Annotated in this window: 4 protein-coding genes and 2 pseudogenes; all 6 read right to left on the reverse strand. The window is 66.5% G+C overall.

The features are described 5' to 3' along the window. Positions 1–73 precede the first annotated feature (73 nt). A pseudogene (locus tag ACX0MV_RS15540) lies at positions 74–3,205 on the reverse strand (amino acid adenylation domain-containing protein); the annotation flags it as partial. Between the two features lie 45 nt (positions 3,206–3,250). Then, a pseudogene (locus tag ACX0MV_RS15545) lies at positions 3,251–10,807 on the reverse strand (amino acid adenylation domain-containing protein); the annotation flags it as partial. Positions 10,808–10,818: 11 nt separating this feature from the next. Further along, entirely contained in the window at positions 10,819–11,544 is a 726-nt protein-coding gene (locus ACX0MV_RS15550; protein ID WP_458983417.1) for a thioesterase II family protein, read from the reverse strand. Continuing rightward, positions 11,544–11,747, reverse strand: coding sequence for an MbtH family protein (locus ACX0MV_RS15555; protein ID WP_458983418.1), 204 nt, complete (start codon positions 11,745–11,747; stop codon positions 11,544–11,546). Before ACX0MV_RS15555 ends, ACX0MV_RS15550 begins: the two co-directional genes overlap by 1 nt. Positions 11,748–12,026: 279 nt before the next feature. After that, positions 12,027–13,718: a multidrug ABC transporter permease/ATP-binding protein gene (locus tag ACX0MV_RS15560; protein ID WP_458983419.1), complete on the reverse strand. Its 1,692-nt coding sequence runs from the start codon at positions 13,716–13,718 to the stop codon at positions 12,027–12,029. A 49-nt stretch (positions 13,719–13,767) separates the two neighbouring features. Then, positions 13,768–14,346 carry a sigma-70 family RNA polymerase sigma factor gene (locus ACX0MV_RS15565; RefSeq protein WP_458983420.1) on the reverse strand — a complete coding sequence of 193 codons (579 nt, stop codon included), beginning with the start codon at positions 14,344–14,346 and terminating at the stop codon, positions 13,768–13,770. Positions 14,347–14,388 lie beyond the last annotated feature (42 nt).

Below are 14,388 nucleotides of genomic sequence, written 5' to 3' on the forward strand. Positions count from 1 at the left end.
TTTCGCGCAGCGCATCGTCGTCCGCTTCGGCGGTTTGCGGCGCCTGGCGCTGCAGCGAATCGGCCAGGGCGGCGAGGTTGTCCAGTTCAAAGAAGGCCCGCAGCGGCACTTCCAGGCCGAGCTGCTGACGGATCTGCGCGACCGCCTGAGTGGCCAGCAACGAGTGCCCGCCGAGCTCGAAGAAGTTGTCGTCGAGGCCGACCTGCGGCACCTCCAGCAGCGTTTGCCAGATAGTCGCCAGGGCCACCTGCAGCTCACCGACCGGCGCCCGGTACTCGCGCACCTGCCACTGCGGTTCGGGCAGCGCGCGGCGTTCCAGCTTGCCGTTAGGCGACAGCGGCATCTGCGCCAGCCGCACCAGGGCGGCCGGCAGCATATGTTCGGGCAGCTGGGTTTTCAGCGCGGCCTTGAGCTCGGCCAACCAGTTAGCTTCATCGGCTTCAGCCGGCACCGCATCCGCCACCAGATAGCCCACCAGCTGCTTGCCGATCTGCGTATCGCGCGCCACCACCACCGCTTCGGCAACGCCCGGTTGCGCCAGCAGCAATGCCTCGATCTCGCCCAGTTCGACGCGGAAACCGCGAATCTTCACCTGATGGTCGATGCGCCCCAGGTAGTCGATGGCGCCGTCTTCGCGCCAGCGCACCAGGTCGCCGGTGCGGTACATGCGCGCACCCGGCGGGCCGAAGGGATCAGGCACGAAACGTTCGGCGGTCAGCTCGGGGCGGCCGTGATAACCGCGGGCCAGGCCGATGCCGGCCAGGTACAGCTCGCCCGGCACGCCAAGCGGCACCCGCCCCAGTTGTGGGTCAAGCACATGCAGACGCAGATTGGCGATGGGCCGGCCGATGGGCACCGCGTGGCGGCCTTCGTCGATGCAGGTCCAGTGGCTGACGTCGATGGCCGCCTCGGTCGGCCCATAGAGGTTGTACAGGCGCACTTGGGGCAGACGCTGGAACACCCGCGCCTGCAACTCGGCAGGCAGCGCCTCGCCGCTGCAGACGATCTGCCGCAGGCTGCTGCACGCCTCGATCTGCGGATGGCCGACAAAGGCCTGCAGCATTGAGGGGACGAAATGCAGGGTGGTCACCTCATGGCGCTGAATCAGTTCGAGCAGGCGCTGCGGGTCGCGGTGGTCGCCCGGCGCGGCTACGGCCAGGCGCGCGCCGGTCATCAGCGGCCAGAAGAACTCCCACACCGAGACGTCGAAGCTGAACGGGGTTTTCTGCAACACCGTGTCGCTGGCATCCAGTCGATAGGCTTCCTGCATCCACAACAGGCGATTGGCCAGGGCCGCGTGGCTGTTGCCGGCGCCCTTGGGTTTGCCAGTGGAACCGGAGGTGTAAATCACATAGGCCAGGTCGTCGGGGTGCAGCTCAAGTGCCGGCGCCTGGGCCGATTCGTCGCTGCAATCCTCGCGGTCCAGGCACAGCGTGCGTACCTCTGCCGGCAACGGCAGCTCGGCCAGCAGCAGGCTGTGACTGAGCAGCAGCTCGACGCCGGCATCCTCCAGCAGGTAGGCCAGGCGCTCGACCGGGTACTCGGGGTCCAGCGGCACATAGGCGGCGCCGGCGCGAACGATGGCGTGCAGGCCAACCACCAGCTCCAGCGAGCGCTCCAGGCTGATGCCGACCAGGCTGCCCTTCACCACTCCGAGCCGACGCAGACGGTTGGCCAGGCGGTTGATCTGCGCGTCCAGCTCAGCGTAGCTCAGGCTACGCTCGGCCATCAGCAACGCTGTGGTGTCAGGGGTGCGCGCCGCCTGCTGGCTGATCAGTGTCGTGACCGGGACGAAGGCGCCGTAATCGCGCTCGCTGTGGTTCCAGGCGGCGATGCGCGCATCCTCTTCCTGATCCAGCAGCGGCAGCAGGCCGATGGCCTGATCCGGCGCGGCGCACAGACCTTCGAGCAGGCGCTGGAAGTGCCGCGCCATGCGCGCGATGCTGCGCGCCTCGAACAGTTCGCAGGCGTAGCTGATAAAGCCGCCAAGGCTGCCGTCCACACCTTCTTCGGTATCCAGGGCCAAGTCGAACTGAGCACCCGCGGCGCCCGGATCGAAAGGCTCGACACGCAGCCCCGGCCAGTTGCCGAGAGCGCTGAAGTCGATCTGCTGGTGGTTGAACGCCACCTGGAACAGCGGGTGATGGCTAAGGCTGCGCTGCGGCTGCAAGGCCTCGACCAGCTGATCGAACGGCAGCTCCTGATGGCTTAGGGCGTCACGGCTGGCCTGCTGCAGTTCGCCAAGCAACTGGCGGAACGGCTTGTTGCCGGCCGGCGCACCGCGCAGCACCAGGGTGTTGACGAAGCAGCCGAGCACGCCTTCGGTTTCCAGCAGGCTGCGCCCCGCTACCGGTACGCCGACGCGGATATCGTCCTGGCCGCTGTAGCGGTGCAGCAGGCTTTGCCAGGCCGCCAGCAGCAGGGCGAACAGCGTGGCGTTTTCCCGCTGGGCCAGGGCGCGCAGCTGGCCGGTCAGGCTTTCCGGCAGGCTGAAGCGCAGACGCGCGCCGCGTAAGCCGGTGCGTGCTGGACGCGGATGATCGGTGGGCAGCTCGAGCAGCGGCTGGTGCTCGCCCAGGGCCTCGCGCCAGTACGCCAGCTGCCGCTCGCGTTCGCCACTGGCCAGCCACTGGCGTTGCCAGTGGGCGTAGTCGGCGTATTGCACCGGCAGCGGCGCGAACGTCGGCTGCGCACCTTCGGCAAAGGCCGCATAGGCCACGCTGAACTCGGCGATAAAGCGCTGCATCGACCAGCCATCGGAGACGATATGGTGCTGCACCAGCAGCAGCCGGTGTTCCTGATCACCGAGGCGCAGCAGGGCCACGCGCAACAGCGCATCACGGGCCAGATCGAACGGCTGACCAAGCAGTTGTTTGCTGATGGTCTTGGCCGCCGCCTCGCGCTCGTGGGCGGGCAGTTCGCGCAGGTCATGCTGCGCGATGGCCTGGGCCTGCGCCGGCAGGATGCGCTGCAACGCCTCGCCCTGCACCTCGACGAAACGCGTGCGCAGCGCTTCGTGGCGGGCCACCAGCACATCGAAACTGGCTTGCAGTGCGCCACGGTCGAGGCGGCCATAGAGCGCCAACCCGGCCGGCATATGGTAGGCAGTGTTGTCCGGTTGCAGGCGGTTGAGGAACCAGAAGCGGCGCTGGGCGTAGGACAGCGGCAGATCCGCACCCCGCGGCAACGCGCGGATGCTCGGCAACTGCGGGTTTGGCTGGCCAAGCTGAGCGGCGCAGGCCGCCAGCAGCGGCGCCTCGAACAGCGCCTTGAGCGGCAGCGCCAGACCGTGCTCAGCACGCAGACGCGAAACCACCTGGGTTGCCAGCAGCGAATGACCACCCAGCTCGAAGAAATGATCGCTGCGCCCTACCCGTTCGACGCCCAGCACCTGCTGCCAGATCGCCGCGAGAATTTGTTCGTTGTCAGTTTGTGGCGCCTGGTAATCCGCGCTTTGCCACTGCGGCTCGGGCAATGCGGCACGGTCCAGTTTGCGCGCCGGGGTCAGCGGCAGGCTGTCCAGCTGCATCAGCTGCGCCGGCACCATATAGTCCGGCAGCTGAGCGGCCAGCCGTTGTTTGATTTCGCTCAGGTCCAGCCCGCTGCGACCGACGATGTAACCGACCAGCTGTTTGCCGCTTGGCGTATCGCGGGCCACCACCGCCGCATCGGCGACCTGTGGCAGGGCCAGTAATTGGCTTTCGATTTCGCCCAGTTCGATGCGGAAACCGCGGATCTTTACCTGATGGTCGACGCGGCCGAGGTAATCCAGGGCGCCGTCTTCACGCCAGCGCACCAGGTCGCCGGTGCGGTACATCCGCTCGCCCGGTTCGCCAAAGGGATCGGGCAAAAAGCGTTCTGCTGTGAGATCCGGGCGCTGGTGGTAACCGCGGGCCAGGCCGACTTCGCCGCCGATATACAACTCACCAGCGACGCCGATGGGCAGCAGATTGAGTTCGCTGTCGAGCACGTAGCAGGTACGCGGACCAACCGGGGTGCCGATGGGGGCGTAGGCCGCTTCCAGCTGATCGCCGGCAAAGGCTTCCCAGATCAACGGCGTGACCACGGTTTCGGTCGGGCCGTAGCCGTTGACGATGCGCATGGGCTTCAGCACCCGCTGCATACGCTCATAGGTCTCGCGGGTAAAGGCTTCGCCGCCCAGGGTCCAACTGCGTACGTTCAGGGTGAGGTTCTGGCTTTCGACCCAATCGAGCAACTGGATTGCATAGCTCGGCGGGAAGACGGCGATGGTGATGCCTTCGTCCTGCAACACCTGACAGGTCTGCTCGACGCTCCACAGCTGCTGATCGCGGATTACCAGACGGCTGCCAAAGGCCAGCGGCACCGTCCAGCGCTCCACCGCGCCGTCAAAGCTGATGGAAGCAAAATGCAGTTCCACATCGTCAGGGGTCATGCCATAGCGTTGACCAATGGTCTGCACATGCATGCTTAGCCCAGCATGGTTCACCGCCACGCCCTTGGGTTGGCCGGTGGAGCCGGAGGTGTAGATCAGATAGGCCAGATTGAGCGGGTGCAGCTCGATAGTGGGCGCGACGCTGCTATATACGGACAGATCGAGCTGATCCAGGCATAGCGTGTCCACAGCCGGCAAACGCCCAGCCAGATCGCTGCTGGTAATCAGCCATTGCAGGCCCGAGTCCTCGACCATATAGGCCAGGCGTTCGCGTGGGTAGCCAGGGTCCAGCGGCACAAAGGCGCCGCCGGCTTTTAGGATCGCCAGCAGGCCGACGATCATCGCATTGCCGCGTTCCAGGGACAGGCCAACCCGCGCTTCCGGGCGGACGCCGCGCTCGATCAACAGATGAGCCAGGCGATTGGCCTGGGCGTCCAGTTCGGCATAACTCAGGCGTTCGCCGCCGTGCACCAGGGCGATGGCGTCGGGGCGCAGACGTGCCTGCTCGGCGATCAGCTCGGGCAACAGGCGCGAAGGTTCATGGCTCTGCTTGCACTGGTTCCAGATGGCCAGACGTTGATGCTCGGCGTTATCCAGCAGCTGAAGCGCCGCCAGCGGCCGTGATACGTCGCCCAGCACTTGCTCCAAAGCCTGACGCAACAGCCCCTCGATCTGGGCAATCGCGGCCGCGTCGAAACGCGCGCTGTCGTAGGCCAGCAGCAGGTTCAGCGCATCGCCCGGCAGTACCGCCAGGGCCAGCGGGTAATGGGTGAATTCATGGCTCTGCGGCGTGCCCAGGCGCAGGTCGCCCCGTTCGGCGCGGCTCAGGGCATCGCCCAATGGGTAGTTCTCGAATACCAGCAGGTTGTCGAACAGCGCTTCCCCACCCAATTCGGCCCAGCGTTGCAGGTCGTACAGCGGCGTATGTTCGTGTTCGCGCAGGGCCAGGTTGTGCTGCTGCAGGTTCGCCAGCCAGGCGCCGACCGCCTGCCCCGGCGGCAGCTCGACCACCACTGGCAGCGTATTGATAAACAGGCCGACGATCTGCTCGGCACCTGGCAGATCCGCCGGGCGCCCCGCCACCGTGGTGCCGAAACACAGCGTGTGTTTGCCGGTCAGGCGGCTGAGCAGCAGCGCCCAGGCGCCCTGGATCAGGCTGTTGAGGGTCAGGCCCTGACGCTGAGCGAAGCTGCGCAGGCGCACCTGCATTTCACTGCTTAGCGCCAGCGGATGGCGCACATGGCCGCTGCCGGGCGTGTGACAGGGCAGGCTACCGGCGACCCGGGTCGGCGTATCGAGGCGCTGCAACTGCGGGCGCCAGAAGGCTTCGCTGGCCGCCGCGTCCTGCTGCGCCAGCCAGGCGATATGCTCGCGGAACTGACCGCGCGGTGGCGCCAGGCTGTCGCCGTGGTAGAGCGCCAGCACTTCGCCGAGCAGCAGCCCGGTGCTCCAGCCGTCGAGCAGCAGATGGTGCAGCGTCCAGACCAGCACGAACTCCTGCTCGTCGCGCTGCACCAGCAGCAGACGCAGCAAAGGGGCCTCGGCCAGGTCGAAACCGCGGTCGCGCTCAGCCCGGCAGACGGCGTCGAGACGCGTCTGGAAATCACCCTCAGCGAGTGCATTCGGCTCACGCCAATCGAGCTGCTGCCAGGGTAAGGCGACACTGGTCTGCACCGCCTGCAACGGCGGCTCGCCCGTAATGATGCGTACACGCAACATGGCGTGGCGTTGCAGCACCTGCTGCCAGGCCTGACGTAAGCGCTCAGGCGCCAGCCCGCTCAGCGGCAATACCAATTGGTTAACGTAGCTGGTGGCGGAGTCGCCCAGCTGGCTGTGGAACAGCAGGCCCTGCTGCAGCGCTGACAGCGGGTAGAGGTCCTCGACACCCGGCAAGGCGTCGAGCGCCGTTTGATCGAGGCCGGCCAGGGCCACATCGCTGGGCGTCAGGCAACGTGGCGCTTTCAGGCAATGAGCGCGGATCGCCTGCAACTCGGTTTGCAGGCGTTGCAGCAACCCTTCGAGGGTGGCGCGATGCCAATGCCCGGGGCAGAAATCCAGATGCAACTGCAAGCCGCCGTCGCGTTGTTCGGCGTTGATCACCAGGGGCGCATCCAGCGCTGCATCCGCCTCGCGCCAGAGACCGGCGTCGAGCACCTGCAACATACCGTTGCCGGCTCCTTCGAACTGTCCAAGGTAGTTGAACAGCAATTGAGGCTTCACCCCGGCCAGCGCGCCCTGTTGTTGCAGCAGGCCATAGGCCAGACCGCCATCGGCCACGGCGCGCAGCTGTTCCTTGATCGCTTTAAGGCTGTCCGGCAAACCAGTCTCCGGCCGCAGGCTTAGCGGATAGAGGCTGGTAAACCAGCCGACCGTGCGACTGAGGTCGATGTCTTCGAACAGCGGCGCGCGGCCGTGGCTTTCCAGGTGCAGGCTCAGCGCCGGCTGTTCGCTCCAGGCACAGAGCACCCGCGCCAGGGCAGTCAGCAGCACCTCGTCGGCGCGCAGGCGATAGGCATGCTGGGCGCCCTGCAACAGCTCGCGGGTCGGCTCGGCCGCCAATGTCAGGCTCAGGCGTTGCCGCTGGCCTTCACGGCCCGGGGCGGCGGTCATCGTCGGCAAGGCGCTAACCGCCTGCTCCTGGGCTGACCAGAACGCGCGCTGGGCCTGCACCGCGTCGCTTTTGCCCCAGGCCAGCAGACGCTCGCCCCAGGCCTTGAAGGCGCTGGTCTTTTCCGCCAGCTGCACGGCCTGACCGGCCTGCAGCTGTCCGTAGGCGCGCGGCAGATCTTCCAGCAGCACACGCCAGGACACGCCGTCCACGGCCAGGTGATGGATCGTCAGCAGCAGACGGTCAAGCTGGCCGGCCTGGCGCAGGTAGAGCGCACGCAGCAGCGGGCCCTGGTGCAGATCGAGGCTGGCCTGGGCCTCGCGGCAACGCGCTTGTGCGTCGGCGTCATCCTGGGCCTGGTACTCCTGCAACAGCGACTGCGCACTGGCTTCAGCAAGCGAGGCGTGCTCCTGCTGCCAGCCGTTATCGCCGGGCGAGTAGCGCAGGCGCAAGGCATCGTGATGCTGCACCAACGCCTGCAACGCCTGCTCCAGCAGCGCCGGCTCAAAGGACTCGCGCAGCTCGAATAGCAGGTACTGGTTGCAGGCGGCCAGGCCTTCGCGTTCGAGAAAACGCGCCTGGATCGGCAGCAAAGGCGCCGGGCCGACGATAGGCGTTTGCTCGGCGCGCGGTGCGGCCACTTCGCGGGCCACCGCAGCCAGCTCGGCCAGGGTCTGCTGCTGGAATACATCCTTGGGCGTCAGGCCTAGCCCCTGCTGACGTGCGCGGCTGACCACCTGCAACGCAACGATGGAATCGCCGCCCAGCTCGAAGAAGTGATCGCTGCGCCCTACCCGCTCGACGCCCAGCACCTGCTGCCAGATTGCTGCGAGGATTTGTTCGTTGTCAGTTTGCGGCGCCTGGTAATCCGCGCTTTGCCACTGCGGCTCGGGCAATGCGGCACGGTCCAGTTTGCGCGCGGGGGTCAGCGGCAGGCTGTCCAGCTGCATCAGCTGCGCCGGCACCATATAGTCCGGCAGCTGAGCGGCCAGCCGTTGTTTGATTTCGCTCAGGTCCAGCTCGCCGCGACCAACGAGATAGCCGACCAGTTGCTTGCCGCTCGGCGTATCGCGGGCCACCACCGCCGCGTCGGCGACCTGTGGCAGGGCCAGCAATTGGCTTTCGATTTCGCCCAGCTCGATACGGAAACCGCGGATTTTTACCTGATGGTCGACACGGCCCAGATAATCCAGCGCGCCGTCTTCACGCCAGCGCACCAGGTCGCCGGTGCGGTACATCCGCTCGCCCGGCTCGCCAAAGGGATCGGGCAAAAAGCGTTCAGCGGTCAGGTCCGGGCGCTGGTGATAACCGCGGGCCAGGCCGACTTCGCCGCCGATATACAGCTCGCCGGCCACACCAATCGGCAGCAGGTTGAGTTCGCTGTCCAGCACATAACATTTGCGCGGGCCAACAGGTGTGCCGATAGGGGCGTAAGCGGCTTCCAACTGGTCGCCGGCAAAGGCTTCCCAGATCAGTGGCGTGACCACGGTTTCGGTCGGGCCGTAGCCGTTGACGATGCGCGTGGGCTTCAACACCCGCTGCATCCGTTCATAGGTCTCGCGGGTAAAGGCTTCGCCGCCCAGGGTCCAAGAACGGACATTGAGCTCGAGCGCCTGCGACTCAACCCAGTCGAGCAACTGGATTGCATAGCTCGGCGGGAATACGGCAATGGTAATGCCTTCGTCCTGCAACACCTGGCAAGTTTGCTCGACGCTCCATAGCTGCTGGTCGCGAATCACCAGGCGGCTGCCAAAGGCCAGCGGCACCGTCCAGCGCTCCACCGCGCCATCGAAGCTGATGGAAGCGAAATGCAGCTCTACATCGTCCGGGGTCATGCCGTAGCGCTGGCCGATGGTTTGTACATGCATGCTTAGCCCGGCGTGATTCACCGCCACGCCTTTGGGCTGGCCGGTGGAGCCGGAGGTGTAGATCAGGTAGGCCAGATTGAGCGGATGCAGCGCGACATCGGGCACCGATGAGAGATAAGCCGATAGATCAAGCCGATCCAGGCAAAGCGTCTCCACTTCCGGCAAACGCCCCGCCAGATCGCTGCTGGTAATCAGCCACTGCAGGCCCGAGTCCTCGACCATAAAGGCCAGGCGTTCGCGCGGGTACCCGGGGTCCAGCGGTACAAAGGCACCGCCGGCTTTAAGGATCGCCAGCAGGCTGACAATCATCGAATTGCCGCGCTCCAGCGACAGGCCAACCCGCGCCTCCGGGCCGACGCCGCGCTCGATCAGCAGGTGAGCCAGGCGATTGGCCTGGGCCTCCAGCTCGGCATAGCTCAGCCGCTCGCTGCCATGCACCAGGGCGATGGCGTCGGGGCGCAAGCGGGCCTGCTCGGCGATCAGCTCGGGCAGCAGGCGCGAAGGCTCATGGCTTTGCTTGCAACGGTTCCAGTCAGCCAGGCGTTGCTGGTCGGCATCGCTATGGGAGCGCAAGTGCGCCAGGGCGCTATCGGGCTGGTCAATAAATGCCTCAAGCATCTGGTTGAAGCCGTCGACCAGCCGCTCGATGCTGGCCGCGCTGAACAATTCGGCGGCGTAGGCGAAGTTGATGGACAGCCGTTCGCCGGCGTCGCGTACTGCATCCAGGGCCAGGTCGAAGGGAATGCGGCTCGCCGGAAACTCGTCCAGGCGCACCTGCATGCCGGGCAGCCAGTCCGCTGGCAGCGGGTGCTGGCGGCGGTAGTTGAGCGCCACCTGGAACAACGGCTGCTGGCCCAGGCTGCGCGATGGTGCCAAGGCTTCCACCAGTTGCTCGAACGGCATGTGCTGATGCTTCAGGCCTTGCCGCAGGCATTCCCGCGTGCGGCCGATCCAGTCGCGCACGCTCAGCGCCGGCGACGGTTGACCGGCCAGCACCAGGGTATTGACGAAGAAGCCGACCAGGCGTTCATGACCACGGGCGCGAGCTGCCACCGGCACGCCAATACGCACCTCGCGCTGGCCCGACAACCGCGCCAGCTGCAGCTGCAACGCTGCCAGCAGAACGGTGAACAGGGTTGCGCCGCTGGTTTTCGCCAGGCCGCGCAAGCGCCCGACCAGTTGCGGGTCCAGTTCCAGCAGCCGATAGGCGGCGCGGCGGTCGGCCTGGGGCGGACAGGCAAAGTCGGCGGGCAGCAGCAGGGCCGGCTGCTCCTCGCCCAATTGCGCGCGCCAGTAATCCAGTTGCCGGCGGCCTTCGGCGCTGGCCAGCCACTCGCGTTGCCGCTCGGCGTAATCGCAGTATTCCATAGGCAGGGTATTCATCATGGGCGCGCGGTGCTGCTGGCGCGCCCGATAGAACTCGGCCATTTCCTCGAACAGCACGCGCACCGACCAGGCGTCCGACACGATGTGGTGCATGGCCACCACCAGGGCGTGGCGGTCCGCCTCCAGGCGATAGAGCGCACAGCGAATCTGCGGCCCGTGGCCGAGGTCGAAATGCCGCTCGACGAATGCCCGCCCCTGCTCCTCGGTTTCGGCCTGGCGCAGCTCCGGCGCCAGCTCGCCAAGATCGATGTGTTCCAGCGGCATCGGGCATACCGGCAGCACCGCCTGCTGCGCTACGCCGTCCTGCTCGGCGAACACCAGGCGCAACGCGGCGTGCCGGGCCAGCACCTGGTCAAGGCTGTAGCGCAGCGCAGCGAGATCCAGTTCACCCTCAAGCCAGAGCACGCCGCCGAGGTTGTAAGCGCTGCTCGCGGACTCCAGACGGCTGAAGAACCACAGGCGCTGCTGGGCAGACGACAACGGCGCCCAGGCCAGATCGGACACGGGGCGGGAAAGGCAATCGGCGGTCATGGACAACACCTCTAGGCGCCCTGGGGCGCGTAAGCGGCCTCGGCGCGCAACAGGCGCCGGGCGTGAAATTCGATCAGGTTGAGCAATTCGGCTTCCTGGGCGCGCAGGTAGAAATGCCCGCCGTCCAGCCATTCGAGGCTGAAGGTGCCCAGGGTTTCGCGGCGCCAGGTGCGCAGGTCCTCTTCGCTCAGGCTGTCCTGGCGGGCGCCGAGCACATGCACGGCGCAGGGCAAGGGGTGGCGGCGCTGGTAGTGGTAACTGTCGACCAGCGCCAGGTCGCCGCGCAGCACGGGCAGGCATTCGCGACGGAACAGCGGGTCGGCGCGCAGTTCGCGCGGCAGCGGGGCAAAACCGTCCAGCAGGCTCAGCAGTTCGCTTTCGCTGCCGGTCGCCATGCGCGGGCCGAGGGCACGGCGCGACGGCGCGCGGGACGCTGATACAAACAGCGCAAGCGGCGCCGGATGGCCGGCGGCGACCAGCGCGTGGGCCAGCTCGAATGCCAGCAAACCGCCGAAGCTATGCCCCCAGAGCAGGTAGGGCCCCTCGCACTCGCGCTGCCAGCCGGCCTTGAGGTCGGCCAGCACGCTCGCGAGGTCGTGCGGCAAGGCTTCGTCCTGGCGCGCACCGCGCCCGGCCAGTTCCAGCGGGCAGACTTCCAGCCAACGCGGCAGGCGCTTGCGCCACCGTGCATAGGGCATGGCGCTGGCACCCGCATGGGCCAGGCAGAAAAGCTGCATCAGGCTTGCGCCGCCTCGCGCAGACTCAGCGGACGCATGTCGGTCCAGACTTCGGCGATATGCGCCAGGCAGGTCTGCCGATCGCCATGCACGCCAACGTCCTGCCAACCGGCGGGAACCGGCTTGTAGTCCGGCCAGATGGCGTATTGCTGCTCGGCGTTGATCACGACCAGAAAACGGGTTTCGGGGCTGTCGAAGCTCATGTGGGTTCCTCGTGCGAGCCGGAACGATCCGGCGATATAGATACAGACGAATTCAATTACGAATAATTTTTATTTACCTACAAATCTCGGACGTGACAGTGCAGCGCCCCACGGCGTTTCCGCCCTCGCTCGCCCTGCCAGCGCCGCGGCGCCAGGGGCAGTCTCGCAATAGCCATTGCTCAAGCAGATGCGTCTGCTCTGGGCAGGGCGCGTGCGCACCGCTGACATCGAGTGCCTGGTGCGCATAGCGCACCCTACAAGCCGGTGTTATCAAACCCGCTACGAGATGCCCGGCACCTCGACGCGCCGCGCCGGCCCGCCGATCTCGTGCAGGGCATCGGCGCTGGCACGCTGGCGCAACTCGCCGGTCAGCTCGATCAGCTGACCGCCGTCCATCTTCAGCAAGCGATCGGCCTGATCGAAGTAGTGATCGTCGTGGGTGATCGCCACCACCGTCTTGCCGGCGGCCTTCAGCTGCGGCAGCAGTTCGCGGTAGAACAGCCGACGGAACAGCGGGTCCTGGTCTGCAGCCCACTCATCGAGCACCAGGATGTCGCGGTCTTCCAGCATCGCCAGCAGCAACGCCAGGCGCTTGCGCTGACCCTGGGAGAAGCGTGTGTCGAGAAGACGGCCGTCGGCGAAGCGCGCCTTGTGGGTCATGTGCAGGCGCTCCAGCCAGCCGAGGGTCAAGCCGTCATCCACGTCAGTGCCCGCGGGCCCGAGCAGGCGGGCAAACAGGTGAAAATCGGTGAACACGCTGGCGAACAACTGGCGGTACGCCGGCCACTCGTGGTCGTGCAGCGCGCGCTCGTCGAGGCGAATGCTGCCGGAATCCGGCCGATGCAGGCCGGTAAGCAGCCGTGCGAGGGTCGACTTGCCACTGCCGTTGCCGCCCACCACAAACACCAGCTCGCCGCGCTTGAGCGTGAGGTTGACGGGGCCGACATCGAAACCGAGCTCACCCGCCTCGCCTGGATAGCGATAGCTGACGCCGTCGAGGCGCAGCGTCTGCCAGTCGGCGGGCTGCTGAACGTAGTCGAAATCTTCGCGCTGCTCGGCCAGTTCCAGCGCCTCCAGCTTGCCCAGCGCCACCCGTGCCGCCAGTAGGCTGGGAATCGCCGCCACGCTGGCAACCATGGGCGCCCGCAGAAACAGCACGGTCAGGGCGAAGGTCGCCGCCACCGGCGCGGCCGCCCAGCCCAGGCCATTGGCGCAGAAAAACACCAGGCCGATGGTGCCGAGCACCATGCAGTTGGCCCAGTTGCCGGCCAGGCCGTTGAAGATGTCGGCGCGGGTGACGTTGTCGCGGTAGGTGCGCGCGTCGGTGTCGAATTCCTCGTTGAACAGCAGGCGCGCGCGGTCACGGTTCAGCGCCAGTTCCTTGCGCCCGTCGATGACGGCCTGATAGTCCTGATACAGCCGATCCTCGGCTTCGCGCAGCAGGCGGATGTGGTGATTGACCCGGCCGATGAACAGCCAGCCGACGCTCAGGGTAAAGCCCAGCCAGGCCAGGGTCACGCCGAACAGCGAGGGCGACAGCCAGGCCAGGTAGGCGAATGCGGCGAGGCTGAGAATCAGCCCGTAGACCAGCTCGGGCAGGTAGACGAACGCGATGGTGATATTGCGGATATCGCTCGACAGACTGGCGAGAATGCGCGCCCCGCCGATCTGCTCCAGGCGCTCGATATCGGTGTCGAGCACGCGCTTGACCAGGTTGCGGCGCATCCGATAAACGAAGCGATGGCCGAGGGTGTGCAGCGCCATTTGCGCCGCCGAGGCGCAGGCCAGCAGCAGGATCAGCAAGCCGGCGAACTGCAGCAACGCGTCGCCCATGGCATCGCCCCCGGCGATCAGCCGCAGGTTGACGAACGCGATCACCCCCACGCTCAACAGCGCGCTGCACAGGCTCAGCAGCAACACTCCGAGCAGCGGCAGACGGTTTTCCCGGAACAGCAAACGCAACAGCTTCATCGATCAATATCCTCGGCGGGCCGCAGCCCGGCTGAGCAGAAGAAAAGGGTCATGCCGCCACGTCGCCCAGGCGCACGCGGCAATGGCCGACGGCATCGCGCACGAGAAAGTGCACGTGGGTCGGCGACGCGCACAGGTGGCTGGCGACTTCACGCTGGCTGTAGCCTTCCACCTGGCTCATGGTGAAGGCCGTGCGGGTGCGGCTCGGCAACTCGGCGAGGGCCTGCTGCAGGTGTTGCCAATGCAGCTCGCCCAGCACCACGCGCTCCGGCGAGGGGGTCGGCGCGGCCACATCGGGCAACCTGCCGTCGTCCACCTGATAGCGGCCTTCCAGCCCGAGCCGACGCAAACGGTCGATCGCCAGATTGCGTACCACGCGGAACAGGTACTTGAGCGCGTCGTTGATCGCGTGGGCTTCGCCGTCCTCCCAGAGCTTGAGAAAGGCGTCCTGAACCACGTCTTCAGCACGAGCACGGCAACCGAGGACGCTCTGGGCGAAGTCGATCAATGCGCGTCGATGACCGTCGTAGAGCTGCTCCAGCTCGACGTGCAGGCCTGCGGGCGAGGAGCCCGGAAAGCCCTTGGCTGCAACGGCCGACGTGGTGGAACAGAAAAAGAAAGCGCCCATCGCTGCTCCTTGGCTAACGTCAGGCGCACATATTAATGATAA

The organism is Pseudomonas cistanchae, assembly GCF_054483635.1.